22 protein-coding genes are annotated in these 26,538 nt (G+C 70.5%); 16 read left to right on the top strand and 6 right to left on the bottom strand.

Annotated elements, in window-relative coordinates; all coding sequences use genetic code 11:
• Window positions 1-1,158 (bottom strand): acyl-CoA dehydrogenase family protein, encoded by a 1,158-nt coding sequence (locus OG199_RS26475; protein ID WP_356797454.1) that lies wholly within the window; start codon window positions 1,156-1,158, stop codon window positions 1-3.
• 175 nt (window positions 1,159-1,333) lie between these two features.
• Complete coding sequence (locus tag OG199_RS26470) at window positions 1,334-1,930, bottom strand: TetR/AcrR family transcriptional regulator (RefSeq protein WP_356797452.1); 597 nt, start codon at window positions 1,928-1,930, stop codon at window positions 1,334-1,336.
• 99 nt (window positions 1,931-2,029) lie between these two features.
• Between OG199_RS26470 and OG199_RS26465 the strand changes: the two genes are divergently transcribed.
• From OG199_RS26465 to OG199_RS26420, 10 genes are all read left to right on the top strand, one after another.
• Window positions 2,030-3,646 carry a carboxyl transferase domain-containing protein gene (locus OG199_RS26465; RefSeq protein WP_356797450.1) on the top strand — a complete coding sequence of 539 codons (1,617 nt, stop codon included), beginning with the start codon at window positions 2,030-2,032 and terminating at the stop codon, window positions 3,644-3,646.
• Window positions 3,647-3,659: 13 nt separating this feature from the next.
• Window positions 3,660-5,588, top strand: a complete 1,929-nt coding sequence (locus OG199_RS26460; RefSeq protein ID WP_405831577.1) for a biotin carboxylase N-terminal domain-containing protein — start codon at window positions 3,660-3,662, stop codon at window positions 5,586-5,588.
• Window positions 5,585-6,550 (top strand): hydroxymethylglutaryl-CoA lyase, encoded by a 966-nt coding sequence (locus OG199_RS26455; RefSeq protein WP_401804058.1) that lies wholly within the window; start codon window positions 5,585-5,587, stop codon window positions 6,548-6,550. Before OG199_RS26460 ends, OG199_RS26455 begins: the two co-directional genes overlap by 4 nt.
• 11 nt (window positions 6,551-6,561) lie before the next feature.
• Complete coding sequence (locus tag OG199_RS26450) at window positions 6,562-7,722, top strand: acyl-CoA dehydrogenase family protein (RefSeq protein WP_356797500.1); 1,161 nt, start codon at window positions 6,562-6,564, stop codon at window positions 7,720-7,722.
• A gap of 245 nt (window positions 7,723-7,967) precedes the next feature.
• Window positions 7,968-9,014, top strand: a complete 1,047-nt coding sequence (locus OG199_RS26445; RefSeq protein WP_356797444.1) for an ABC transporter substrate-binding protein — start codon at window positions 7,968-7,970, stop codon at window positions 9,012-9,014.
• A gap of 40 nt (window positions 9,015-9,054) precedes the next feature.
• Window positions 9,055-9,909 (top strand): siderophore-interacting protein, encoded by an 855-nt coding sequence (locus OG199_RS26440; protein WP_356797442.1) that lies wholly within the window; start codon window positions 9,055-9,057, stop codon window positions 9,907-9,909.
• A gap of 281 nt (window positions 9,910-10,190) precedes the next feature.
• Window positions 10,191-11,633 (top strand): lysine decarboxylase DesA, encoded by a 1,443-nt coding sequence (gene desA / locus OG199_RS26435; RefSeq protein WP_356797440.1) that lies wholly within the window; start codon window positions 10,191-10,193, stop codon window positions 11,631-11,633.
• Window positions 11,617-12,909 carry a lysine N(6)-hydroxylase/L-ornithine N(5)-oxygenase family protein gene (locus tag OG199_RS26430; protein WP_356797438.1) on the top strand — a complete coding sequence of 431 codons (1,293 nt, stop codon included), beginning with the start codon at window positions 11,617-11,619 and terminating at the stop codon, window positions 12,907-12,909. Before desA ends, OG199_RS26430 begins: the two co-directional genes overlap by 17 nt.
• Window positions 12,906-13,454: a GNAT family N-acetyltransferase gene (locus OG199_RS26425; protein WP_405831575.1), complete on the top strand. Its 549-nt coding sequence runs from the start codon at window positions 12,906-12,908 to the stop codon at window positions 13,452-13,454. Before OG199_RS26430 ends, OG199_RS26425 begins: the two co-directional genes overlap by 4 nt.
• Window positions 13,451-15,223 (top strand): IucA/IucC family protein, encoded by a 1,773-nt coding sequence (locus tag OG199_RS26420; protein WP_405831573.1) that lies wholly within the window; start codon window positions 13,451-13,453, stop codon window positions 15,221-15,223. The genes OG199_RS26425 and OG199_RS26420 overlap by 4 nt, the downstream gene beginning before the upstream one ends.
• A 55-nt stretch (window positions 15,224-15,278) precedes the next feature.
• On the opposite strand, the gene OG199_RS26415 is transcribed toward OG199_RS26420, so the two are convergent.
• Window positions 15,279-16,865: a beta-N-acetylhexosaminidase gene (locus OG199_RS26415; RefSeq protein ID WP_405831572.1), complete on the bottom strand. Its 1,587-nt coding sequence runs from the start codon at window positions 16,863-16,865 to the stop codon at window positions 15,279-15,281.
• A 105-nt stretch (window positions 16,866-16,970) separates the two neighbouring features.
• Here OG199_RS26415 and OG199_RS26410 point away from each other — a divergent pair, with 105 nt between their 5' ends.
• Window positions 16,971-17,846 (top strand): DUF4429 domain-containing protein, encoded by an 876-nt coding sequence (locus OG199_RS26410; RefSeq protein ID WP_356797430.1) that lies wholly within the window; start codon window positions 16,971-16,973, stop codon window positions 17,844-17,846.
• A 63-nt stretch (window positions 17,847-17,909) separates the two neighbouring features.
• On the opposite strand, the gene OG199_RS26405 is transcribed toward OG199_RS26410, so the two are convergent.
• On the bottom strand, window positions 17,910-19,478 hold the full coding sequence (locus OG199_RS26405) for a purple acid phosphatase family protein (RefSeq protein ID WP_405834673.1): 1,569 nt from the start codon (window positions 19,476-19,478) through the stop codon (window positions 17,910-17,912).
• Between the two features lie 164 nt (window positions 19,479-19,642).
• Here OG199_RS26405 and OG199_RS26400 point away from each other — a divergent pair, with 164 nt between their 5' ends.
• On the top strand, window positions 19,643-19,900 hold the full coding sequence (locus tag OG199_RS26400; RefSeq protein ID WP_148008533.1) for a hypothetical protein: 258 nt from the start codon (window positions 19,643-19,645) through the stop codon (window positions 19,898-19,900).
• Window positions 19,901-19,913: 13 nt separating this feature from the next.
• Window positions 19,914-21,731, top strand: coding sequence for a glutamine--fructose-6-phosphate transaminase (isomerizing) (gene glmS / locus OG199_RS26395; protein ID WP_351716474.1), 1,818 nt, complete (start codon window positions 19,914-19,916; stop codon window positions 21,729-21,731).
• A gap of 112 nt (window positions 21,732-21,843) precedes the next feature.
• On the opposite strand, the gene OG199_RS26390 is transcribed toward glmS, so the two are convergent.
• Window positions 21,844-22,413, bottom strand: coding sequence for an acetate uptake transporter (locus OG199_RS26390; protein ID WP_405831569.1), 570 nt, complete (start codon window positions 22,411-22,413; stop codon window positions 21,844-21,846).
• A gap of 211 nt (window positions 22,414-22,624) precedes the next feature.
• Window positions 22,625-23,152 carry a universal stress protein gene (locus OG199_RS26385; RefSeq protein WP_054232865.1) on the bottom strand — a complete coding sequence of 176 codons (528 nt, stop codon included), beginning with the start codon at window positions 23,150-23,152 and terminating at the stop codon, window positions 22,625-22,627.
• Window positions 23,153-23,499: 347 nt separating this feature from the next.
• Here OG199_RS26385 and OG199_RS26380 point away from each other — a divergent pair, with 347 nt between their 5' ends.
• The 3 genes from OG199_RS26380 to orn all read left to right on the top strand — a co-directional run bounded on the left by OG199_RS26380 (window position 23,500) and on the right by orn (window position 26,525).
• Entirely contained in the window at window positions 23,500-24,126 is a 627-nt protein-coding gene (locus OG199_RS26380) for a hypothetical protein (protein ID WP_405831566.1), read from the top strand.
• 378 nt (window positions 24,127-24,504) lie between these two features.
• Window positions 24,505-25,743, top strand: coding sequence for a helix-turn-helix domain-containing protein (locus OG199_RS26375; protein WP_356797423.1), 1,239 nt, complete (start codon window positions 24,505-24,507; stop codon window positions 25,741-25,743).
• A gap of 179 nt (window positions 25,744-25,922) precedes the next feature.
• Entirely contained in the window at window positions 25,923-26,525 is a 603-nt protein-coding gene (gene orn / locus OG199_RS26370) for an oligoribonuclease (protein WP_356797421.1), read from the top strand.
• Window positions 26,526-26,538: the final 13 nt, after the last annotated feature.

Here is a 26,538-nt window from a genome sequence, read left to right as displayed (position 1 = left end):
CTACAGGCCCATGTTCTTGGCGATGATCGACTTCATGATCTCGCTGGTGCCGCCGTAGATGCGGTTGACGCGGTTGTCCGCGTACAGGCGGGCTATCGGGTACTCGTTCATGAAGCCGTAGCCGCCGTGCAGCTGGAGGCAGCGGTCGATGACGCGGTGCGCGACCTCGGTGCAGAACAGCTTGGCGCTGGCGGCCTCGGCCGGCGTCAGCTCGCCCTTGTCGAGGGCCTCCAGGGCGCGGTCGGCGACGGCCTCGGCCGCGTCCACCTCGGCCTGGCAGGCGGCCAGCTCGAACTTGGTGTTCTGGAAGGACGCGACGGGCTTGCCGAAGACGGTGCGCTCCTGGACGTACTCCTTGGCGAACCGGACGGCCGCCTTGGCCTGGGCGTACGCGCCGAACGCGATGCCCCAGCGCTCGGAGGCGAGGTTGTGGCCGAGGTAGTAGAAGCCCTTGTTCTCCTCGCCGAGGAGGTCCTCGACAGGCACCTTGACGTCGACGAACGCGAGCTCGGCGGTGTCGGAGGTCTTCAGGCCGAGCTTGTCGAGCTTGCGGCCGATGGAGTAGCCCTCGGACTTGGTGTCGACGGCGAAGAGGGAGATGCCGAAGCGGCGGTCCTCGGCGGTGGACGCGGAGGTCCGGGCACACACGATCACGCGGTCGGCGTGGACGCCGCCGGTGATGAAGGTCTTGGAGCCGTTGAGGACGTAGTGCGTGCCGTCCTCGGAGAGCTTGGCCGTGGTCTTCATGCCGGCGAGGTCGGAGCCGGTACCCGGCTCGGTCATCGCGAGAGCCCACATCTCCTCGCCGGTGACGAACTTCGGCAGGAACCGCTTCTTCTGCTCGTCGGTGGCGAGCATCTTGATGTACGGCAGGCCGAGCAGCACGTGCACGCCGGAGCCGCCGAACTGGACGCCCGCGCGGGCCGTCTCCTCGTACATCACGGCCTCGAACTTGTACGAGTCGATGCCGGCGCCGCCGAACTCCTCGTCGACACGGATGCCGAAGATGCCGAGCTCGGCGAGCTTGTGGTAGAAGTCGCGCGGCGCCTGGCCCGCGGCGAACCACTCGTCGTAGACGGGAACGACCTCGGCCTCGATGAAGGCCCGCAGGGTCTCCCGGAACGCCTCGTGGTCCTCGTTGAACACCGTACGGCGCACCGCCGCCTCCTCCGCCTGGTTACCTGACGCATGTCTAAGCGCTTGCTCAGAGCTCAGGTTACCCGCCGGTCACGACGGCCGTCCAGAGCCATCGGCCCCCCTCGGCCCATGACGCTCGTCACGCCGGCACCCGCCCGGCGCGCCCGGTCCGCCCGGTCCGCCCGGTCCGCCGGCTTCACTCCGCCCCGGCCGCCGCCTCGAACGCCCCCAGGGCCATCCGGTGCAGCAGGGCCGCCGTCACCCCGCGCCCCGGCAGCGCGCCCGGCCGTCCCAGGTGGGGCGTCGAGTTCAGCAGCCCGAACACCGAGTGCACCGCCGAGCGGGTGGTGGGTTCGGTGAGGGCCGGATACACCTCCCGCACGACCTCCACCCACAGCTCGACGTACTGCCGCTGGAGCTGCCGCACCAGCTTGCGGTCACTGTCCCGCAGGCGGTCCAGTTCGCGGTCGTGCAGGGTGATCAGGGGCCGGTCGTCGAGAGCGAAGTCGATGTGCCCCTCGATGAGCGAGTCGAGCAGCGCCTCCGGGCCGCCACCGGCCTCCGCCACCCGGCGCTTCCCCCCCGTGAGCAGCTGTCCGCTGATCCCCACCAGCAGCTCGGCGAGCATCGCGTCCTTGCCCGGGAAGTGCCGGTACAGACCGGGGCCGCTGATACCGACGGCCGCTCCTATCTCGTCCACGCCGACGCCGTGGAAACCGCGCTCGGCGAAGAGCCGCGCGGCCTCCTTGAGGATCTGCTCGCGTCGGGTGGGGGCGTCGGTTCTCGTGGCCATGAAAGCAATTCTAGACAGGGAGGTTAGCGGTCGTTAACCTGGACGACATGCGTTAACGCTCATTAACTGGTGGACCACTGGGCGAGGGGACCGCAGGACATGCACGAAGCACCGGAGCTGACGAGCGCGGCCGATCCCGCGTCGGAGGCCTGGCGGGCCAACGAGGCGGCACATCACGCCCTCGGGGAAGAGCTGCGCGCCAAGCTCGCCGAGGCGCGGCTCGGCGGCGGCGAGCGGGCCAGGCAGCGCCACACCGCGCGGGGCAAGCTGTTGCCGCGCGAGCGGGTGGACCAGCTGCTGGACCCGGGATCACCGTTCCTCGAGCTGGCCCCCCTGGCGGCGCACGGGATGTACGAGGGGCAGGCACCGGCGGCCGGAGTGATCGCCGGGATCGGCCGGGTCAGCGGCCGCGAGTGCGTGATCGTCGCCAACGACGCCACCGTCAAGGGCGGCACGTACTACCCGATGACGGTGAAGAAGCACCTGCGGGCGCAGGAGGTGGCGCTGGAGAACCGCCTCCCCTGCGTCTATCTCGTCGACTCCGGCGGAGCCTTCCTGCCCATGCAGGACGAGGTGTTCCCGGACCGCGAGCACTTCGGGCGGATCTTCTACAACCAGGCGCGGATGTCGGGAGCGGGAATCCCGCAGATCGCCGCCGTCCTCGGCTCGTGCACGGCCGGCGGCGCGTACGTCCCGGCGATGAGCGACGAGGCCGTGATCGTGCGCAATCAGGGCACGATCTTCCTCGGCGGCCCGCCCCTGGTGAAGGCCGCCACCGGTGAGGTCGTCACGGCCGAGGAGCTGGGCGGCGGCGAGGTCCACGCACGCGTGTCGGGCGTCACGGACCACCTCGCCGAGGACGACGCGCACGCCCTGCGGATCGTCCGGAACATCGCGGCCACCCTCCCCGCGCGCGGGGCGCTGCCCTGGGAGGTCGCACCGGCCGCGGAGCCCAAGGTCGACCCGTACGGCATCTACGGCGCCGTGCCCGTCGACTCCCGCACCCCCTACGACGTGCGCGAGGTCATCGCGCGCGTGGTCGACGGTTCACGCTTCGCCGAGTTCAAGGCGGAGTTCGGGCAGACCCTGGTCACCGGTTTCGCCCGCATCCACGGACATCCGGTCGGCATCGTCGCCAACAACGGCATCCTGTTCTCGGAGTCCGCCCAGAAGGGCGCCCACTTCATCGAGCTGTGCGACCAGCGCGGCATCCCTCTGGTGTTCCTGCAGAACATCTCGGGCTTCATGGTCGGTCGCCAGTACGAGGCGGGGGGCATCGCCAAGCACGGCGCCAAGATGGTGACGGCGGTGGCCTGCACCCGCGTGCCGAAGCTGACCGTCGTGATCGGCGGCTCGTACGGCGCGGGCAACTACTCGATGTGCGGCCGGGCCTACTCGCCGCGCTTCCTGTGGATGTGGCCCGGCGCCAAGATCTCCGTGATGGGCGGCGAGCAGGCCGCCTCCGTCCTCGCGACCGTCAAGCGCGACCAGCTGGAGGCGCGCGGGGAGTCCTGGCCCGCCGAGGACGAGGACGCCTTCAAGGCCCCGATCCGCGCCCAGTACGAGCAGCAGGGCAGTGCCTACTACGCGACGGCCCGCCTCTGGGACGACGGTGTGATCGACCCGCTGGAGACCCGGCAGGTGCTGGGCCTCGCCCTGACCGCGTGCGCCAACGCGCCCCTGGGTGACCCCCAGTTCGGCGTCTTCCGGATGTGAGGGACCTCTGACCATGTTCGACACCGTTCTTGTGGCCAACCGCGGCGAGATCGCCGTCCGGGTCATCCGCACCCTGCGGTCGCTGGGCGTGCGCTCGGTCGCCGTCTTCTCCGACGCGGACGCCGACGCCCGGCACGTGCGCGAGGCGGACACGGCGGTACGGATCGGCCCGGCGCCCGCCGCCGAGAGTTATCTGTCGGTGCCCGCCCTGCTGGAGGCGGCGGCGCGGACGGGGGCCCAGGCCGTGCACCCGGGCTACGGCTTCCTCGCGGAGAACGCCTCGTTCGCGCGCGCCTGCGCCGAGGCCGGCCTCGTCTTCATCGGCCCGCCCGCCGACGCGATCGCCCTCATGGGCGACAAGATCCGCGCCAAGGAGACGGTCCGGGCGGCGGGCGTCCCGGTCGTCCCGGGCTCCTCCGGCAGCGGCCTCACCGACGCACTGCTGGCCGAGGCGGCACGGGAGATCGGCATGCCGGTCCTCCTGAAGCCGAGCGCGGGCGGCGGCGGCAAGGGCATGCGGCTGGTGCGGGACACCGCGGACCTGGCCGACGAGATCGCCGCCGCCCGGCGCGAGGCCCGCGCCTCCTTCGGCGACGACACCCTCCTCGTGGAGCGCTGGGTCGACCGCCCCCGCCACATCGAGATCCAGGTCCTGGCGGACGGCCACGGGAACGTGGTGCACCTCGGCGAGCGCGAGTGCTCCCTGCAGCGCCGCCACCAGAAGATCATCGAGGAGGCGCCCAGCGTGTTCCTCGACGCCGGGACCCGGGCCTCCATGGGCGAGGCGGCGGTCCAGGCGGCCCGCTCCTGCGGGTACGAGGGCGCGGGCACCGTGGAGTTCATCGTCCCCGGCTCCGACCCGTCCTCGTACTACTTCATGGAGATGAACACCCGCCTCCAGGTGGAGCACCCGGTCACCGAACTGGTCACGGGACTCGACCTGGTGGAGTGGCAGCTCCGGGTGGCCGCCGGCGAGCGGCTGCCCTACGAACAGCAGGACATCACGCTCACCGGGCACGCCGTCGAGGCGCGCGTCTGCGCGGAGGACCCCTCCCGCGGCTTCCTCCCGTCCGGCGGGACGGTGCTCTCCCTGCGCGAGCCGCAGGGTGACTGGGTGCGCACCGACTCGGGGCTGAGCGAGGGCACGGAGGTCGGCAGCCTGTACGACCCGATGCTCTCCAAGGTCGTCGCGTACGGCCCGGACCGCGCGACCGCGCTGCGCAGACTGCGCGCCGCCCTCGCGGAGACGGTCACGCTCGGCGTCCAGACCAACGCGGGGTTCCTGCGCCGGCTGCTGGCCCATCCGGCCGTCGTGGCGGGCGAGTTGGACACCGGTCTGGTGGAGCGGGAGGCGGACGGGCTGGTCTCCGGTGACGTGCCGGAGGAGGTGTACGAGGCGGCCGCGGCCGTTCGGCTCGACGCGCTGGAGCCCCGGGGCGAGGGCTGGAGCGACCCCTTCTCGGTGCCGAGCGGCTGGCGACTGGGTGGCACTCCCGCGCCCGTGGGCTTCCACCTGCGGGTGCACGACCCCGTGGACCACGTCCCGCGCGGCACCCACACGGTCACCGCCGACCAGGTCTCCGTGACCCTCGACGGCGTACGCCACACCTTCCACCGGGCCGGTGACTGGCTCGGCCGCGACGGCGACGCCTGGCACGTCCGCGACCACGACCCGGTCGCCGCGTCCCTGACCGGTGCGGCGCACTCCGGCGCCGACTCGCTGACCGCGCCCATGCCCGGCACGGTGACCGTCGTCAAGGTCGCGGTCGGGGACGAGGTGGCCGCGGGGCAGAGCCTGCTGGTGGTCGAGGCGATGAAGATGGAGCACGTCATCTCCGCCCCGCACGCGGGAACCGTCAGCGAACTGGACGTCACCCCGGGCACGACGGTCGCCATGGACCAGATCCTGGCCGTGATCACCCCGTACGAGGAGACGACATGAGCACCCCGGAACTCGGCCTCCCGATGGTCGTACCGGCCCAGGACCTGCCCGCGCGGGTGCGGATCCACGAGGTCGGCGCGCGCGACGGACTGCAGAACGAGAAGGCGACCGTACCGACCGAGGTCAAGGCCGAGTTCATCCGGCGCCTCGCCGACGCCGGCCTGACCACGATCGAGGCCACCAGCTTCGTCCACCCCAGGTGGGTGCCCCAACTGGCGGATTCGGAGCAGTTGTTCCCGCTGGTGAGCGACCTCGGCGGCACGGCCGGCGCGCCCGGGGTGCGCCTCCCGGTCCTCGTACCGAACGAACGCGGTCTCGACCGCGCCCTCGCCCTCGGCGCCCGCCATGTCGCCGTCTTCGCCAGTGCGACGGAGTCCTTCGCGAAGGCCAACCTCAACCGCACCGTCGACGAGTCGCTGGCCATGTTCGAGCCGGTGGTGTCCCGGGCCAGGGCGGACCGGGCGCACGTCCGCGGCTACGTCTCGATGTGCTTCGGCGATCCCTGGGAGGGCGCCGTCCCCATCCACCAGGTCGTGCGCGTGTGCAGGGCCCTGCTGGACATGGGCTGCGACGAGCTGAGCCTGGGCGACACGATCGGCGTGGCGACGCCGGGCCACGTCCAGAACCTGCTGGCCGAGCTCAACGAGGAGGGCGTGCCGACCAGCGTGCTCGGTGTGCACTTCCACGACACCTACGGCCAGGCGCTCGCCAACACCCTGGCCAGCCTGCAGCACGGGGTGACGACCGTCGACGCGTCCGCGGGCGGCCTCGGCGGCTGCCCGTACGCGAAGTCGGCGACCGGCAACCTCGCCACCGAAGACCTCGTATGGATGCTCCAGGGCCTCGGTGTCGACACCGGGGTCGACCTCGGCCGCCTCACCGCCACCAGCGTGTGGATGGCCGGACAACTGGGCCGACCCAGCCCGTCCCGCACCGTCAAAGCCCTCTCCCACCAGGAGTGAATCCCATGTCCCTGGACCACCGCCTCTCCCCCGAACTCGAGGAACTGCGCCGTACGGTGGAGGAGTTCGCGCACGACGTCGTGGCGCCGAAGATCGGTGACTTCTACGAGCGGCACGAGTTCCCGTACGAGATCGTGCGGGAGATGGGCCGCATGGGCCTGTTCGGCCTGCCCTTCCCCGAGGAGTACGGCGGCATGGGCGGCGACTACCTCGCCCTGGGCATCGCCCTGGAGGAACTCGCGCGCGTGGACTCCTCGGTGGCCATCACCCTGGAGGCCGGCGTCTCGCTCGGCGCGATGCCGATCCACCTCTTCGGCACCGACGCGCAGAAGGCCGAGTGGCTCCCCCGTCTGTGCTCCGGCGAGATCCTGGGCGCCTTCGGCCTGACCGAACCGGACGGCGGCTCGGACGCGGGCGCGACCCGGACGACGGCCCGGCTCGACCCGGACACGGACGAGTGGGTGATCAACGGCAGCAAGTGCTTCATCACCAACTCGGGCACGGACATCACGGGCCTGGTCACGGTCACGGCGGTCACGGGCCGCAAGCCCGACGGCAAGCCGCTGATCTCCGCGATCATCGTCCCGTCCGGCACCCCCGGCTTCACGGTGGCAGCGCCGTACTCGAAGGTTGGCTGGAACGCCTCGGACACCCGTGAGCTGTCCTTCGCCGACGTCCGTGTCCCGGCCGCGAACCTGCTGGGCGAGGAGGGCCGCGGGTACGCGCAGTTCCTCCGCATCCTGGACGAGGGCCGCATCGCCATCTCGGCCCTGGCGACGGGACTGGCCCAGGGCTGCGTGGACGAGTCCGTGAAGTACGCCAAGGAGCGGCACGCGTTCGGCCGGAACATCGGCGCGTACCAGGCCATCCAGTTCAAGATCGCGGACATGGAGACGAAGGCCCACATGGCCCGCGTCGGCTGGCGCGACGCCGCCTCCCGGCTGGTCGCGGGTGAGCCCTTCAAGAAGGAGGCGGCGATCGCCAAGCTCTACTCCTCCACGATCGCCGTGGACAACGCCCGCGACGCCACGCAGATCCACGGCGGCTACGGCTTCATGAACGAGTACCCGGTGGCCCGCATGTGGCGCGACTCCAAGATCCTGGAGATCGGCGAGGGCACCAGCGAAGTGCAGCGGATGCTGATCGCGCGGGAGTTGGGGCTCACGGGCTGAGCACCCCCCTGCGCCGAAGTCTCGTGCACAGCCCCCTGACCAGGACGCGTCCGCGCCGGGCAGGGGGCTGTTCGGCCCGGTTCCTCGAACGGTCTCGGCACGCTTCCCGGGCAGCGGTCCGGACCTGACGGGTGGCACCGGCGGGCGGCCGGCACCCGCCCCCTGGACAAGCAGTGAGGTTAGGCTAACCTACCTTTGAACTTGTCCGGCGGGCGCTCCGCCCCGTGCCGAAAGCAGCCACTCTCATGTCCAACGCCCGTGCCACCCACCTCTCCCGCCGCGGCATCCTCGCCGCCGGCGGCGCCCTCGGCCTCGGTGCCGTCCTCGCCGCCTGCGGCGACGACGACGCGAAAAGCGGTGGCTCGGACTCGACGAAGGCGGCCGCCAAGTCCGGCCCCTGGACGTTCAAGGACGACCGCGGCACCACCGTGAAGCTCGACAGGACACCGGCGAACATCGTCGCCTTCACCGGGGTCGCCGCCGCGCTCCACGACTACGGCATCGAGGTCAAGGGCGTCTTCGGCCCGACCACGACCAAGGACGGCAAGGCCGATGTCCAGGCCGGCGACATGGACGTCACCAAGCTGACCGTGCTCGGCAACGAGTGGGGCCAGTTCAACATCGAGAAGTACGCGGCCCTCGCGCCCGACGTGCTGATCTCCACGATGTTCGACGCCGCGGGCACCCTCTGGTACGTCCCCGAGGAGTCCAAGGACAAGATCCTCAAGCTCGCGCCGAGCGTCGGCATCTCCGTCTACGACCGCCAGATGCCGCAGTCCCTGGAGCGCATGTACGCGCTGGCCGAGTCCCTCGGCGCGGACGTGAAGTCCGCCGCGATCGTCGAGGCGAAGAAGAAGTTCGAGACGGCCGCCGAGCGGCTGCGCAAGGCCGCCAAGGCCCGCCCGGAGATCAAGGTCCTGGCCGGCTCCGCGAGCCAGGACATCTTCTACGTCTCCGGCTCGAACCTCTCCATCGACCTCGAGTACTTCAAGGCGCTCGGCGTGAACATCGTCGAGCCCTCCGCCAAGGCCCTGAAGGCCAGCGGCGGCTGGTTCGAGAACCTGAGCTGGGAGAACGTCGACAAGTACCCGGCGGACGTCATCATCATGGACGACCGCAGCTCGACCATCCAGCCGGCCGACATCACCGAGGCCACCTGGAAGAAGCTGCCCGCCGTCAAGGCCGGCCAGGTCATCGCCCGCTCCCCCGAGCCGATCATCTCCTACGACAAGTGCACCCCGCTGCTCGACAACCTCGCCGAGGCCATCGAGAAGGCCAAGAAGGTCGCCTGACACCCCGCCGCGCAACCCTGACCAGCACTCAGGAGTACCGATGACGACGGCCGTCGCCGCCCCGTTCCGTTTCTTCTCCCTCCAGGTCGTACGGACGAGGCGGCTCGGCCCGTCGCTGGTCCGGGTCTCCTTCGCGGGCGCCGATCTGGACGCCTTCGCCTCCGGCGGCCGGGACCAGAGCCTCTCGCTCTTCCTGCCGCACCCCGGCCAGACCGACCCCGCCGTCCCCTTCGAACGGGGCGACGACTGGTGGCAGGGCTGGCGCGAACTCCCGGAGGACGTGCGGGCGGTGATGCGCTCGTACACCCTGCGCGCGCTGCGCCGCGACGCCCAGGGCCGTACGACCGGGATCGACATCGACTTCGTACTGCACGGAGTGGAGCCGGACGCCGAGGTCCCCGCGGGTCCGGCGTCCCGGTGGGCCTCGCGCGCGGCGGCGGGTGACCGCGTGGTCCTGCTCGGCCCGGCGGTCGAGGACAACCGGGCGATCCGCTTCCGGCCGCCCGCCGACGCGGACCTGATCGTGCTGTGGGCGGACGAGACCGCGCTGCCGGCCGCCTCCGCCGTCCTGGAGTCACTGCCGGCCGGCACCCGGGTCCGGGCCTGGCTGGAGGTCCAGCACCACGAGGACGTCCAGGACCTGTCCGTCGCGGCCGACGCGGAGATCACCTGGCTCGTGCGCGACAGCGGCTCCCCCATGGCCGCCGATGCCGTACGGGCCGCCCGGATGCCGTCCGCCGAGCGGCCGTACGCCTGGATCGCGGGCGAGTCCGGGTGCGTGAAGGAGCTGCGCCGTCATCTCGTGCGCGAGCGCGGGATCGACCGCAGGCGCGTCACCTTCGTGGGCTACTGGCGGCGCGGGCTGACGGAGGAGCAGCTGCGCGAGGAGGAGTAGCGACGGGACGGCCGCGCGGGCGGGACGGGTGCGCCCGCCCGCGCCGGCGTGCCGAGCGCCGTGCCACACACGGGTGAGGCCCGTCAAACAGAGGCGTACGTCACTGCCGGGACCCGGGGAACAGGGTCGCGGAACCAACTTAGGTTAGGCTAACCTAAGTTGAACGACGCGACTCCGTCCCTCTCGTCTTCTCGCCCTCTCGCCTTCTCGTCTTCTCGCCCGAGCCGTCCCTCTGCCACGCCGCCCGGACGCTCCCTCTTCCCCGCCCGGAGGACCCCCACATGCGCTCGCACCTGCTCAATGACAGGACCGCGGAGCGGTATCGCCGCTCCGTGACCGAAGGAATCGAGCGGGTGGCGGCCAAACTCGCCACCACCGACCGTCCGTTCACGGGCGTCACGGTCGACGCCCTCGCGCCCCGCATCGACCGGATCGACCTGGACCGCCCGCTGCACGACACCGGCGCGGTCCTCGACGAACTGGAGGAGGTCTACCTCCGGGACGCGATCTACTTCCACCACCCCCGCTACCTCGCGCATCTCAACTGCCCGGTCGTCATACCGGCCGTGCTCGGCGAGGCCGTGCTCTCCGCCGTCAACTCCTCCCTGGACACCTGGGACCAGTCGGCCGGCGGCACCCTCATCGAGCGCAGGCTCATCGACTGGACCAACGAGCGCATCGGCCTCGGCCCCGCCGCCGACGGCGTGTTCACCAGCGGCGGCAGCCAGTCCAACCTGCAGGCACTGCTGCTGGCCCGCGAGGAGGCCAAGACCGACAACCTCGCCCGACTGCGCGTCTTCGCCTCCGAGGTGAGCCACTTCAGCGTCAAGAAGTCGGCGAAACTCCTCGGCCTGAGCGCCGACTCCGTCGTGTCGATCCCCGTCGACCACGACAAGCGCATGCAGACGCTCGCGCTCGCCCGCGAACTGGAGCGCTGCAAGAACGAGGGCCTGGTCCCGATGGCGGTCGTCGCGACCGCGGGCACCACCGACTTCGGCTCCATCGACCCGCTGCCCGGGATAGCCGAGCTGTGCGCCCGGTTCGGGGCCTGGATGCACGTCGACGCCGCCTACGGCTGCGGACTGCTCACCTCCCTGAAGAACCGGGACCGCATCGACGGCATCGAGCGCGCCGACTCCGTCACCGTCGACTACCACAAGTCCTTCTTCCAGCCGGTGAGTTCGTCCGCCGTGCTGGTGCGCGACGCCTCGACCCTGCGCCACGCCACCTACCACGCGGAATATCTGAACCCGCGCCGCATGGTCGAGGAGCGCATCCCCAACCAGGTCGACAAGTCCCTGCAGACCACCCGCCGCTTCGACGCGCTCAAGCTGTGGATGACGCTGCGGGTGATGGGCGCCGACGGCATCGGCGAACTCTTCGACGAGGTCTGCGACCTCGCGCGGGAGGGCTGGCGGCTCCTGGCCGCCGACCCGCGCTTCGACGTGGTGGTCGAGCCCTCGCTGTCCACCCTGGTCTTCCGGTTCATCCCGGCCGCCGTCACCGACCCGTCCGAGATCGACCGCGCCAACCTCTACGCCCGCAAAGCCCTGTTCGCCTCCGGTGACGCCGTCGTGGCGGGCACCAAGGTCGGCGGACGCCACTACCTGAAGTTCACCCTGCTCAACCCCGAGACGACGGTCGACGACATCGCCGCCGTCCTCGGTCTGATCGCCGGCCACGCCGAGCAGTACCTGGGAGAGTCCCTTGACCGCGCTTCCTGAATCCGCCGAAGGCACCGGAAAGACATACGACTTCGTAGGGATCGGTCTCGGCCCCTTCAACCTCGGTCTGGCCTGCCTGACCGAGCCGATCGCCGAACTGGACGGCGTCTTCCTGGAGTCCAAGCCGGACTTCGAGTGGCACTCCGGGATGTTCCTGGAGGGCGCGCACCTCCAGACCCCGTTCATGTCGGACCTGGTGACCCTCGCCGACCCGACCTCCCCGTACTCCTTCCTCAACTACCTGAAGGAATCGGGCCGTCTGTACGCGTTCTACATCCGCGAGAACTTCTACCCGCTGCGGGTGGAGTACGACGACTACTGCCGCTGGGCCGCGTCGAAACTCTCCGGCGTCCGCTTCTCCACCACGGTCACCGAGGTGACGTACGACGACGCGGCCGGGGTCTACGCCGTACGGACCGAGGCCGGTGAGACCTACCGCGCCCGCCACCTGGTCCTCGGCACGGGCACCCCGCCGTACATCCCCGAGGCCTGCGCGGACCTCGGCGGCGACTTCATCCACAACTCCCGTTATCTGGCGCACAAGAAGGAACTCCAGGCGAAGGAGTCCATCACGCTGGTCGGCAGCGGGCAGTCCGCCGCCGAGATCTACTACGACCTGCTCAGCGAGATCGACGTCCACGGCTACCGGCTGAACTGGGTCACCCGCTCCCCGCGCTTCTTCCCCCTCGAATACACCAAGCTCACGCTGGAGATGACCTCCCCGGAGTACATCGACTACTTCCACGCGCTGCCCGAGCAGACCCGCTACCGCCTCCAGACGGAGCAGAAGGGCCTCTTCAAGGGCATCGACGGCGAGCTGATCGACGCGATCTTCGACCTGCTCTACCAGAAGAACCTCGGCGGCCCCGTCCCCACCCGGCTGCTCACCAACTCGGCCCTGAACAGCGCGCGTCACGAGCACGGCGCATACACCCTCGGCCTGCGCCAGGAGGAGCAGGGCAAGGACTACGAGCTGCGCTCGCAAGGCCTCATCCTGGCCACCGGCTACAAGTACACCGAGCCCGCGTTCCTGGCACCGGTCCGCGACCGGCTGCGCTACGACACCCGCGGCAACTTCGACGTCGCCCGCAACTACGCCATCGACACCACCGGGCGCGGCGTCTTCCTGCAGAACGCCGGCGTGCACACGCACAGCATCACCAGCCCCGACCTGGGCATGGGCGCCTACCGCAACGCGTCCATCATCCGGGAGCTGCTCGGCACCGAGTACTACCCGGTCGAGAAGTCGATCGCGTTCCAGGAGTTCGCCGTATGAGCCGCACCGACATAGGTGTCCTCACCGTCCGCCCGCTCGATCCGATCCAGGACGCCGGGCTGCTGCACGGCTGGGTGACGCACCCCAAGTCCGCGTTCTGGATGATGCAGGACGCGAAACTGCACGACGTGGAGCGCGAGTACACGGCCATCGCGGCCGCCGAGCACCACCACGCGTACCTCGGGCTGCGCGACGGCGAGCCCGCGTTCCTGATGGAGGAATACGACCCGCGCCACGTCGAACTGGTCGGCCTGTACGAGCCCGAGCCCGGCGACGTCGGCATGCACTTCCTGGTCGCGCCGACCGACACGCCCGTGCACGGTTTCACCCGGGCCGTGATCACCACGGTGATGAAGCACCTGTTCGCCGACCCGGCGACCCGGCGTGTCGTCGTCGAGCCCGACGTGCGCAACACGGCCGTGCACGCGCTCAACGAGGCCGTCGGCTTCGTGGCCGAGCGGGAGATCCAGAAGCCCGAGAAGCGCGCCCTGCTGAGCTTCTGCACGCGGGAGCGGTTCGAGGCAGTGGTAGGAGCAGCCGTATGACCCTGTCCGACGCCGTGTCCCACCTCTCCCCCGAACGCTGGGAGCACGCCAACCGCCTCCTCGTCCGCAAGGCACTCGCCGAGTTCGCTCACGAGCGGCTGCTCACACCGGAGGCCGCCGGTGACGGCGGCTACGTCGTCCACAGCGACGACGGCCTGACCCGCTACGGTTTCACCGCGACCGTCCGCTCCCTCGACCACTGGCAGATCGACGCCGAGTCGATCACGCGTCATCGCGACGGGACCGAACTCCCGCTCGCGGCGCTGGACTTCTTCATCGAGCTGAAGAAGTCGCTCGGTCTGAGCGACGAGGTCCTGCCGGTCTATCTGGAGGAGATCTCCTCCACCCTCTCGGGCACCTGCTTCAAACTCACCAAGCCGCAGGTCACCTCGGCCGAACTCACCCGGGCGGGGTTCCAGGCGATCGAGACGGGCATGACCGAGGGCCACCCCTGCTTCGTCGCCAACAACGGGCGGCTCGGCTTCGGTGTCCACGAGTACCTGTCCTACGCGCCCGAGACCGCGAGCCCGGTCCGGCTGGTGTGGCTGGCCGCGCACCGCTCCCGGGCCGCGTTCACCGCGGGCGTGGGCATCGCGTACGAGTCCTTCGTACGCGAGGAGCTCGGCGAGCCGGCCCTGACACGGTTCGCCGCCACGCTCACCGGGCAGGGACTCGACCCGGAGGACTACCTCCTGATCCCCGTCCACCCGTGGCAGTGGTGGAACAAGCTCTCGGTGACCTTCGCGGCCGAGGTCGCCCGGCGTCACCTGGTGTGCCTGGGCGAGGGGGACGACGAGTATCTGGCCCAGCAGTCGATCCGCACGTTCTTCAACACGTCGAGTCCCGAGAAGCACTATGTGAAGACCGCTCTGTCGGTCCTCAACATGGGCTTCATGCGCGGGCTTTCGGCCGCGTACATGGAGGCGACACCGGCGATCAACGACTGGCTGGCCCAGCTCGTCGAGAACGACCCGGTGCTCAGGTCCACCGGCCTGACGATCATCCGCGAACGTGCCGCCGTCGGTTACCGCCACCTGGAGTACGAGGCCGCCACCGACCGCTACTCCCCGTACCGCAAGATGCTCGCCGCCCTGTGGCGGGAGAGCCCGGTGGCCTCCCTCCAGGAGGGCGAGACCCTGGCGACGATGGCCTCCCTGGTCCATGTCGACCACGAGGGCGCCTCCTTCGCGGGCGCGCTCATCGAGCGGTCGGGGCTGACGCCGGTGGAGTGGCTGCGCGGCTATCTGCACGCCTACCTCACCCCGCTGCTGCACAGCTTCTACGCCTACGACCTCGCCTACATGCCGCACGGCGAGAACGTCATCCTGGTCCTCAGGGACGGTGTCGTGCGGCGCGCGATCTACAAGGACATCGCGGAGGAGATCGTCGTCATGGATCCGCAGGCGGTACTGCCGCCCGCGGTCGAGCGGATCCGCGTCGAGGTCCCCGAGGACAAGAAGCTCCTGTCGATCTTCACCGACGTCTTCGACTGCTTCTTCCGCTTCCTGGCGGCGAACCTCGCGGCCGAGGGCATCCTCGACGAGGACGTCTTCTGGCGGACGGTCGCCGAGTCGGTGCGCGCGTACCAGGACTCGACGCCCGAACTCGCGGACAGGTTCGCGCAGTACGACCTGTTCGCGCCCGAGTTCGCGCTGTCCTGCCTCAACCGGCTCCAGCTGCGGGACAACCGGCAGATGGTGGATCTGGCGGATCCGTCCGGAGCGCTGCAACTGGTCGGCACGCTGAGGAACCCGATCGCGGGCCGATGAGCCGGGTGGGGCTCAGGGGACGGTCCCCCTGAGCCCCACCTCCGTTCACCGGGTGTCAGACGCCGGGCCAGGGGACCTGGGGCGACTTGTAGTAACCGATGCCCAGCGCGTCCCAGCGCGGCCCCTGGGCCGCGAGCCGCACCTTGTAGCTGTCCCAGTCGTGCGTCGAGGCGGGCGACCAGCCGAGTTCGGCCACTCCGGGCAGCCGCGGGAAGGCCATGTAGTCGATGTCCGCTCCGGTGACGAGGGTCTCCGTCCACAGCGGCGCCTCGACGCCCCGGATCGCCGACGCGGGCGCGCCGGGAAGGTAGGTGCCGGGATCCCAGTCGTACGCGCGCTTCACCTCGACCAGGCCCGCCCAGTCCTGCCCGAGCGGGGTGTCCTGCGTGTACTTCATGTCGAGGTAGATCCGGTCGGCCGGCGACAGCACGACCCCCGTCCCGTTCCGCGCGGCCTGCGCGACCTGCTCCTTCTCCGCCGCGCTGGTGTCGTCGAGCCCCCAGTACTGCGCGATCGCGCCCTTCGCCGGGGTGGCCCCGGTCAGCTGGTGCCAGCCGATCACCTTCTTGCCGTACTTGGCGACGAGGGGCTGCACCTTGTCCATGAAGGTCACGTAGTCGGCGTGGCTGGTGGAGTGGGCCTCGTCCCCGCCGATGTGGAGGTACTCGCCGGGCGTGAGCGCGGCCAGCTCCCGGATCACGTCGTCCACGAAGTCGTACGTCGCCGGCTTGGCCACGCACAGCGAGCTGAAGCCGACTTCGGTGCCGGTGTAGAGCGGCGGCGCGGTCCCGTCGCAGTTCAGCCGGGCGTACGAGGCGAGCGCGGCGTTGGTGTGCCCCGGCATGTCGATCTCCGGAACGACGTCGAGATAGCGCTCGGCGGCGTACCGCACGATCTCCCGGTACTGGGCCTTGGTGTAGAAGCCGCCGGGTCCGCCGCCGACCTGGGTGGAGCCGCCGTACGCGGCGAGCCGCGGCCGGCTGTCGACGGCGATGCGCCAGCCCTGGTCGTCGCTCAGGTGCAGATGCAGCTTGTTGATCTTGTACAGGGCCAGCTCGTCGATGTACCGCTCGACCTGGGCGACGGTGAAGAAGTGCCGGGAGACGTCCAGCATGGCGCCGCGGTAGCCGTAGCGCGGGGTGTCCTCGATGGTGCCGCCCGCGACCAGCCAGGGGCCCGGCTGCACGGAGTCGCTCTCCACGGCGGCCGGGAGGAGCTGGCGCAGGGTCTGCACTCCGTGGAAGAGACCGGCGGGTCTGCCCGCGGTGATGGTGACGCCGTTTCTGCCGCTGTCCAGCCGGTATCCCTCGGCACCCAGGCTCCGGTCGCCGAGCCGCAGCCGGATGCCGCCGGTGCCCCGGTCGGTGACCGGCAGCCGGTAGCCGGTGGACGGCCGCAGGACGCCGGCCAGGTACGCGCCGACCCGGCGGACCTCACGCGAGTCGTCGACCCTGATGCGGGTGTCCCGGGTGATGCCGTACGGTGACCCGCCCGCGTCCACCGAGGCGGGCGCCGGGACAACCCGGCCCAGCGGGACGGCTGTTCGGCCGGCGGCGGAGGACGTCGCGCCGACGACGGAGATGCTTGCGGCCGCCACGAGCAGCAGCGTACCGAGAAGGCGGGGCGTTCTGTGCTGTCTCACATGCGCTCCCTTCAGGTCCCACGAGCTGTCATGAGCCCCTTGGCTTCCCTGGGCTCCAATGGGTATAGACCACTCTGCCGCAGAGGCGGTGAAACAATCCCCCTCATGGCGGAAATCATCCAGAAGGACGGGACCTGGATCTTCGACGGCGACGCGCTGCGGCTGACTCCCGGGCGCGACAGGAACGTGAGCGTGCTCCGCAGGGCCCTGGGTGAACTGACCGTCCCGCTGGGGGCGTTGGCCGGAATATCCTTCGAACAGGGCAAGCGCACCGGGCGGTTGCGGCTCCGTCTGCGGGACGGCGCCGATCCGCTGCTGCAGGCCACCGGCGGCAGGCTCGCCGAGCCCAACGACCCGTATCAGCTGACCGTCGAGTCCGAGCGCTACGGCGTCGCCGAGTACCTCGTGGACGAGGTCCGCAACGCGCTGCTCCTGGACCAGGTCCCGGCCGGTCCGGTCGACGGCTATCTGCTCCCCGGACCCGCCGTGCCGCTGTCCGCCTCCGCGGGCGACGGCACGGCGAGCTTCGACGGGGAGCGGGTGCGCCTGGAGTGGAACTGGAAGACCGAGGACGCGAAGGCGTCCGCCGGCGCCCGCTGCCTCGCGCTCCGCGACATCACGGGCGTCGAGTGGCACCCCGCGGTCGGCCTGGAGAACGGCTGTCTGCGCTTCACCGTGCGCGGCGCCGGGACCAAGGCTCCGCCGAAGTACGACCCGCACGCGGTGGAGCTGTGGGGCTTCAAGAAGGATCCGCTGATGGCGCTGGTCGCGGCGGCGGTGCAGGCGCGACTCGACCATCCGACGGCGCCCCCCGAGCGGCCACCGGTCAAGGAATCCCCGGCGATCCCGCACCCCGCCCCGGAGGCCGACCACGACGCCCTGTTGCGGCGCCTGCGCGAACTGGGCGACCTCCACAGGTCCGGCGTCCTGACGGACGACGAGTTCGCCCTGGCCAAGCAGGCGGTCCTCAGGCGCATGTGAGCACCGGCGGAACGAGGACCGCCTGCGACGCGTACGCCCCGGTTCACGGGCGTACTTGGTGGCCTACTTGGCCCGGCGGGCCACCGTGAAGTGGTCGACCTCGGCACCGGTCTCGGCGATACCGCGCACCGTCAGCGTGGTCAGGCGGCCCTTCGACGCGGGGGTGACGTCCACGCGCAGGAACGAGTAGTTGAGGTAGCGCACCCGCGACCAGGCGACCGTCTCGTTCTGCTTGCCGTCCTTCAGGTTGATGAAGGAGGCGACCGAGTCGACCTCGTTCTCGTGACCCTCGTACGACTCCGCCGCGGTGAACGCGTACAGGCTGCGTCCGGCCGCTCCCGCCGTCACGTACACGACACCGTCGGTCTCCGGGTACGCCGTGCCGCCGATCGGCAGCTTCTTGGTGACCTTGTTGCCCTTGATGACGTCCGTGCGCTCGTACTGGTGGTTGTGACCGTTGATCACCAGGTCCACCGTGTACTTCTCGAACAGCGGCACCCACTCCTGTCGCACGCCCCCCTCCGAGGCGTGCGCCGTGGAGGTGCAGTAGGCGCAGTGGTGGAAGAAGACGACCACGAAGTCGACGTCCCTGGAGGCCCGGAACTTCTTGAGCTGCCCCTCCAGCCACTTGGTCTGGGTCCCGCCGGAGATGCCGAGGTTGGCCGGGATCTCGAACGAGATGTCGTTGGCGTCCAGCGAGATGATCGCCGTGTTGCCGTAGACGAAGGAGTACACGCCCGGGAGGTTCTTCGCGTCCGGGCCGTTGTCCGGGAGGTTCCAGCGGGCCTCTTCGCCGCCGTAGCCGTTGGGCGAGTACCAGGCCTCCATGTCGTGGTTGCCGTACGCCGGCATCCACGGGACCTGCTTGGCGACCGTCTCGGTCTGGGCGAGGAACTGGTCCCAGATGCGCGAGTCGAAACCGGCGTCGTCCGTCTTGCCCGCGCCGGCCGGGTCCGCGTACGCGATGTCGCCGGCGTGCAGGTGGAAGGCCGGGTTCTGGCCGAGCAGCAGGGCGTCGTTGGCGAGGCCGTGGTAACCGACACCCTCGTCGCCGAAGGCCGTGAAGGTGAACGGCTCGGCGTGCGCGGGCGCGGTGGTGAAGGTGCCGAGGGTGCCCAGCAGGTGGGGCGCGGCCGGGTCGAAGCCCGCGTGGCCGACGCCGTAGTAGTACGTCTTGCCGGGGCGCAGGTGGGTGAGCTTGGCGTGCAGGTAGTACTGCGTGTGGTCGCCGCTCGCGCCGACGCCGGCCGGGGTGTGGAGCGTGCGCACCTCGGCCTCGATCTTGCGGGAGAGGTCCCAGGGGTGGGCGCCGATACGGATGAACGGCTTCTTCACCGCGGTCGGGACCTGCCAGGAGACCGTGATCTCCGTGCGCGGGTCGTTGCCGAAGGCGAGGTGGCGGCCGAAGGGGGCGACGAGGGCACCGTCGACCTTCTCGGCGGCCGGGGCCGCGGTGGCCCGGGTCGGGGCCGCGGCCTGCGCCACGGCGCCCGGCACGAAGGCACCGCCCGCGACGGCGCCGAGGGTCACGGCTCCGCCTCTGATCATGTTGCGCCGCGAGAACTTGGCGCGGAGATACTCGTGCTGCTCGGCCATGCTCATGTGCTCGGCGAGCTTCTCCGGTACGCCCATGCGTGGAGTGTCCATGGGCTCAGAAGTTGCTCCCGGCAATCGACGCGGCGCAAGACGGAGTATGGACAGATCGCAAACAGCGGCCCATAAGAGATTCAACAGCCGCTTGCCCGATATCGGGCAGGATTCTTGCGAATCGACTCCTGGTACTCCAGGATCATCGGGTGCACGACGAACTTGCGGATCATCTGACGCGCTCCACGCCCCTGAACCGGGGCGAGGCGCTGCGGGTGATCCAGGACGTGCTCGCCTACTTCGACGAGCCGACCGAGGAGTACGTCCGCCGCCGCCACCGCGAACTCCAGGCCCAGGGCTGGGTCAACACGGCGATCTTCGAACGGATCGAGGCGGACCTGAAGTACCGGGCGGTCGCACCGCCGGAGCTCACGCTCAGGCAGCTGCGCCGCATTGTCTACGGTTGAGGAATACGTATATATGTGCGGAATCGTCGGATACATCGGCAGGCGTGACGTGGCTCCGCTGCTGCTCGAAGGTCTGCAGCGGCTGGAGTACCGCGGCTACGACTCGGCGGGCATCGTCGTCACCACGCCGAAGTCGGCCGGCCTGAAGATGGTCAAGGCCAAGGGCCGGGTCCGCGACCTGGAGGCCAAGGTCCCCGCACGCTTCAAGGGCACCACCGGCATCGCCCACACCCGCTGGGCCACCCACGGCGCCCCCTCCGACGTCAACGCGCACCCGCACATGTCGGCCGACAACAAGGTCGCGATCGTCCACAACGGCATCATCGACAACGCCGCCGACCTGCGGAAGAAGCTCGAGGCCGACGGGGTCGAGTTCCTCTCCGAGACCGACACCGAGGTCCTCACCCACCTCATCGCCCGCTCCCAGGCCGAGACCCTGGAGGAGAAGGTCCGCCAGGCGCTGCGTGTGATCGAGGGCACCTACGGCATCGCCGTGATGCACGCCGACTTCCCCGACCGCATCGTGGTGGCCCGCAACGGCTCCCCGGTCGTCCTCGGCATCGGCGAGAAGGAGATGTTCGTCGCCTCGGACATCGCCGCCCTGGTCACCCACACCCGGCAGATAGTGACGCTGGACGACGGCGAGATGGCGACCCTCAAGGCCGACGACTTCCGCACGTACACCACCGAGGGCACCCGGACGACGGCCGAGCCGACCACCGTGGAGTGGGAGGCCGCGTCGTACGACATGGGCGGCCACGACACGTACATGCACAAGGAGATCCACGAGCAGCCCGACGCCGTGGACCGCGTGCTGCGCGGCCGCATCGACGACCGCTTCTCCACCGTGCACCTCGGCGGTCTGAACCTGGACGCCCGCGAGGCGCGTCAGATCCGCCGTGTGAAGATCCTCGGCTGCGGCACCTCGTACCACGCGGGCATGATCGGCGCCCAGATGATCGAGGAGCTGGCCCGCATCCCCGCGGACGCCGAGCCGGCCTCCGAGTTCCGCTACCGCAACGCCGTGGTCGACCCCGACACGCTGTACGTCGCGGTCTCCCAGTCCGGTGAGACGTACGACGTCCTGGCCGCCGTCCAGGAGCTGAAGCGCAAGGGCGCGCGGGTCCTCGGCGTGGTCAACGTCGTCGGCTCGGCGATCGCGCGCGAGGCGGACGGCGGCATGTACGTGCACGCGGGTCCCGAGGTCTGCGTCGTCTCGACGAAGTGCTTCACCAACACCACCGTCGCCTTCGCGCTGCTCGCGCTGCACCTCGGCCGTACCCGTGACCTGTCGGTCCGTGACGGCAAGCGGATCATCGAGGGGCTGCGCAGGCTGCCCGGGCAGATCTCCGAGATCCTGGAGCAGGAGGACGAGATCAAGAAGCTGGCCGAGCAGTACGCCGAGGCCCGCTCGATGCTCTTCATCGGCCGGGTCCGCGGCTACCCGGTGGCCCGCGAGGCCTCGCTGAAGCTCAAGGAGGTCTCGTACATCCACGCCGAGGCCTACCCGGCCTCCGAGCTCAAGCACGGCCCGCTGGCGCTCATCGAGCCCGCGCTGCCGACGGTCGCGATCGTGCCCGACGACGACCTGCTGGAGAAGAACCGCGCCGCCCTGGAGGAGATCAAGGCGCGCAGCGGCAAGATCCTCGCGGTCGCACACCAGGAGCAGGAGAAGGCCGACCAGACGATCGTCGTCCCGAAGAACGAGGACGAGCTGGACCCGATCCTGCTGGGCATCCCGCTTCAGCTCCTCGCCTACCACACGGCGCTGGCGCTCGGCCGGGACATCGACAAGCCGCGCAACCTCGCGAAGTCGGTGACGGTCGAGTAGGACCGCCCGTTCGCGGCTGCCCGGACATGAACGGCCCCCTGTGCGTGCCACCTTCGCACAGGGGGCCGTTCCTTCCAGGCCGGAGCCGCCTGTACCCCGGCCCGCGCCGGGCTCAGCCGGTGGCCGTCACCCCCCGGCCGGCGGCGCGTCCGGGAAGAGCGGTGGGCCAGTGGGCCAGCGCCGCCGTGGCCGCGTACCAGGCGAGCAGCCCGCCTGCCGCGGCGAACCAGCCGCCGGCCTTGGCGAGGGCGGCGTTGTCGCCGAACCGGCCGACGGCCAGCAGGAGCAGGGCCACGAACAGCAGCGCGTACGTCCCCCGGGCGAGCAGCGGGGCGCCGCTCGCGCCCGCGGTCAGGCTCAGCGCGACGAGCGCGAACAGGAGCAGGAAGAGGCCGGTGGCGTTGGCGGACATCCGCCCGTCGGAGGTGACGCCCCAGGTGAACCAGAACGCGCCGAGTGCCGTGAACGCCGTACCGGTGAAGGCGTCACGGTCGCGGAAGGCGAACAGGCCCGCGACGAAGAGCGCGATCCCGCCGACGTACGTGGCGAGGGAGACGGAGTCGGCCGCCGTCACGCCGTCGATCACCCGGGTGTTCCCGAGGCCGAAGAGCAACAGGGTCAGTCCGAGGGCGAGTTGGCCGAGAGTCGAGGTAGTGCTTCCCGAGGGGACGTCATTGTCCACGGCGGGCTCCCTTCGTGCGGGTGCAGTCGTGCTGCGCGGTGCCGGCCGAGGGATGGGGCCGGTGACCGGTATGTACCCTTCACAAGGGCACAATCCACCTCGTCGCGCGAGCGGATTCACGCGTTTTCGGACGCGTGTCAAAGGGAGTTGACGGTCCGGCAGAAAATCGACCGGATCACCCCGCCTGGAACAGAGGCGAGTTGACGACCGGTCAGGGGATGACGATCACCGGACGCTGCGCGCGCTTCGCCAACCGCCCCGCCACCGAGCCGAAGATGCGCCCGACGATGCCGTGCGTGGAGCCGACGACGATCGCGTCCGCCTCGTACTCGCGCCCCACCTCCTCGAGTTCGTGGCAGATGTCTCCGCCGCGCTCGACGAGGATCCAGGGCACCTCGGCCAGGTATTCGGCGCAGGCGAGCTCGAGTCCGAGCACCTCGGTGCGATGGTCGGGCACGTCGACGAAGACCGGTGGTTCACAGCCCGCCCACACCGTGGTGGGCAGCCGGTTCGCGACATGCACGATGATCAGGCCCGAGCCGGAGCGATGGGCCATCCCGATCGCGTAGGCGAGGGCGCGTTCGCTGGACGTCGAACCGTCGAAACCGACGACGACGCCGTGCTTGAAGGCGGGATCGCAGGACTGGCGGGGTTCCTCCGCCGCCAGGGGCTCGGCCGCCGTGGGATCGGCGAGCGGGCGCTTGCGGTCCGCGGGATCGAAGAATTCGTGACCGGCCATGGGTATCTCGGCGTTTGGATCCTCGTGGTGGGGACGACAACGATCGGCAGAGCTGTGTCCGGGAATCATCTTCCCAACCCCATACCCCCAAGGGTACGGCGGCACGCCTCCTCTGCCCAGATACCGCGCGCGCTGTGCGGCGTTCCCCGGAGCATGCATGAGAGGCGCCCGTAACGCAATGGTTGCTGCCCCGTACAGGCGGTTTGCGCAGGGTTCACCCAGGGATGCACCCCCGGCACGGGATCGGAGACCGGTGGCCGGGCAGTGACCGGCCGGTCGAACACGCGTTGAACAGGTGAGCCACCGCCATGGAGAGCAATGGAGTACCAGGAACCAGGGAGCAGACCGTGCCCGGACCAGAGACCGCGTCCCGCCCCTCCTCCGGAGCACGCTCCGGACCGCCCCCCGCGCCGGACACGGCGAGCGAGGTGGCGCGCTGGGCGGCCTTCAGCTGCGTCCTCGTCCCGGTCGTCCTCGTCTGGTTCGGCACCTCGCTCGCCGGGGCGGCCGGTACGGCGCTGGGCCTGGCCGCCGTGACCGCGGCGTGCCTGGTGCTGCTGCGCCAGTCCGAACGGGGCGCGGCGCGCATGCGGGCCGGCCAGCGGGCCCCGCACCGCGCGCCGCGGCACGGCAGGTGCGGTCCGCGGGAGCGCGGGCCCCGGGAGCGGACACATCGGGACCGGGGCGGTCGGGACCGGGACGGGGGCGGCCGGAACCGGGACCGCAACGGATGGGATCCTGCCGCTCGCACCCCTGTCGCCCGGGATCGCGCCCTCGGCGCGCGGGATCGTGACGGCGGAGATCGCGTCGCGGGAGTTCCCGGGCCCGGCATCGGCCCCGGGGGCGCTCCGGCGCCGGCTCCCGGCGCGCAGGATGTGGCCGACACGCACATCATGAACGGCTTGCCGGGCAGGAGTGGCGCAGGGGCGCACAGGGGCGGACGCCGCGGTACGGGAAAGAAGCCGGTTGACTGACCGGTTTGCGCGCACGCCCCCGCTTCTTTTCAGCCAACTTCGGCCTCCGGGGCATCCCTTGTCGGAACGACCCCCCAACCCGCGTTCGACCTGCGGCTAAAGGCCCCTGGAGGGCCCGTGCACCCTATGTGGATTGGCCACTGACACGAGGCGCACTTCCCTGCACGGCCCACGAGTGCAACGCTTCGTGATCGAATGCTTCACGCCAAGTTGCCATGTCGACATTCTGCCGAGTGTCGAAGTGGTCACCCAGGCGTGACGGGACACAGTAGATTCGATCTTGACTGTCTTACGGCGGGGGACTCGTGCAGGACCGAGGGGAAACGTGCAGGAGCGACACAACCGAGGAGCCGCGACCACCGAGGGGGGCTTAGCAGTATGAGCCACGACTCCACTGCCGCGCCGGAAGCCGCGGCCCGGAAACTCTCCGGGCGACGCCGCAAGGAGATCGTCGCGGTGCTGCTGTTCAGCGGCGGCCCCATCTTCGAGAGTTCCATTCCGCTGTCGGTGTTCGGGATTGACCGCCAGGACGCCGGCGTGCCGCGCTACCGACTTCTGGTCTGCGCCGGCGAGGACGGCCCGCTGCGGACCACAGGGGGCCTGGAACTCACCGCGCCGCATGGCCTGGAGGCGATCTCGCGAGCGGGCACCGTCGTGGTGCCCGCCTGGCGCTCGATCACCTCGCCGCCACCGGAGGAAGCGCTCGACGCGCTGCGCCGGGCGCACGAGGAGGGGGCCCGCATAGTCGGACTGTGCACCGGTGCTTTCGTGCTGGCCGCCGCCGGACTGCTGGACGGCCGCCCGGCGACGACGCATTGGATGTACGCGCCGACGCTGGCCAAGCGCTATCCGTCCGTGCACGTCGATCCGCGCGAGCTGTTCGTCGACGACGGTGACGTACTGACATCGGCGGGCACCGCGGCCGGAATCGATCTCTGTCTGCACATCGTGCGGACGGACCACGGCAACGAGGCGGCCGGCGCGCTGGCCCGTCGTCTGGTGGTCCCGCCGCGCCGGAGCGGCGGACAGGAGCGCTATCTCGACCGGTCTTTACCGGAGGAGATCGGCGCCGACCCCCTCGCGGAGGTCGTCGCCTGGGCGCTGGAGCACCTGCACGAGCAGTTCGACGTCGAGACGCTGGCGGCACGCGCGTACATGAGCCGCCGCACGTTCGACCGCCGCTTCCGCTCGCTGACGGGGAGCGCGCCGCTGCAGTGGCTGATCACCCAGCGGGTGCTGCAGGCACAGCGGCTGCTGGAGACGTCCGACTACTCGGTCGACGAGGTCGCCGGACGCTGCGGCTTCCGCTCGCCGGTCGCGCTGCGCGGACACTTCCGGCGCCAGCTCGGGTCGTCCCCGGCCGCCTACCGGGCGGCGTACCGGGCACGTCGGCCGCAGTCCGAGCGGCCGTCGGACCCGGACGGTTCCGTGGGCTCGGCCGGGCAGTCCGCGGTCCTGAGCCAGGAGAGTCCGGTCCCGCCACAGACCCGTCGTACGGCGGCCGCCGGCGCCCTGAGCCCGGCCTCGCTGTCGACCGCGACGGATCCGGGCAAACCGGGCGCGGAGCTGTACGCCGCGGGTCGGCCGAGCCTGCCGGGGCAGCGCAGCGCGCCCTAGCGCTCGGGCGCCGTGGCGCCCCGGCGCCGTGACGACGTCACACCGCCCGTGCCGTGAACGGCCCGGGGCCCTCGGGTCCCGGGCCGTCGCCGTGCGCGCGGGCGCGCGGGCGCGAGGGCCCCGGGCCATCGCCGTCCCGGACCTGCCCGTGCGCCGGGGCGCGCCGTAGGGTTGGGGCCATGAACGATCGCATGGTGTGGATCGACTGCGAGATGACCGGGCTCTCGCTGTCGGAGGACGCACTCATCGAGGTGGCCGCACTGGTCACCGACTCGGAGCTGAACGTGCTCGGCGAAGGGGTGGACATCGTGATCCGCCCGCCGGACGCGGCCCTGGAGACGATGCCGGACGTGGTGCGCCAGATGCACACGGCCTCCGGCCTCCTCTCCGAACTCGCCGATGGCACCACCCTGGCCGACGCCGAGGCACAGGTCCTCTCCTACGTGCGTGAGCACGTCAAGGAGCCGGGCAAGGCCCCGCTGTGCGGGAACTCGGTCGGCACGGACCGGGGTTTCCTGCTCCGCGACATGGCCACGCTGGAGGGCTATCTCCACTACCGCATCGTGGACGTCTCCTCCGTCAAGGAGCTGGCCCGCCGCTGGTACCCGCGGGCGTACTTCAACAGCCCGGACAAGAACGGCAACCACCGCGCCCTCGCCGACATCCGCGAATCCATCGCCGAACTCCGCTACTACCGCGAGGCGATCTTCGTCCCGCAGCCCGGCCCCGACTCGGAGACCGCCCGCACCATCGCGGCGAAGCACGTACTGCCCGTGGAATGACGCGTGTCCGGGG

Origin of the sequence: Streptomyces sp. NBC_01176 (assembly GCF_045039825.1) — a bacterium.
GTDB lineage: Bacteria > Actinomycetota > Actinomycetes > Streptomycetales > Streptomycetaceae > Streptomyces.
Note: the sequence above shows the minus strand (reverse complement) of the source record. Positions and strands in the feature narration are given on the sequence as shown.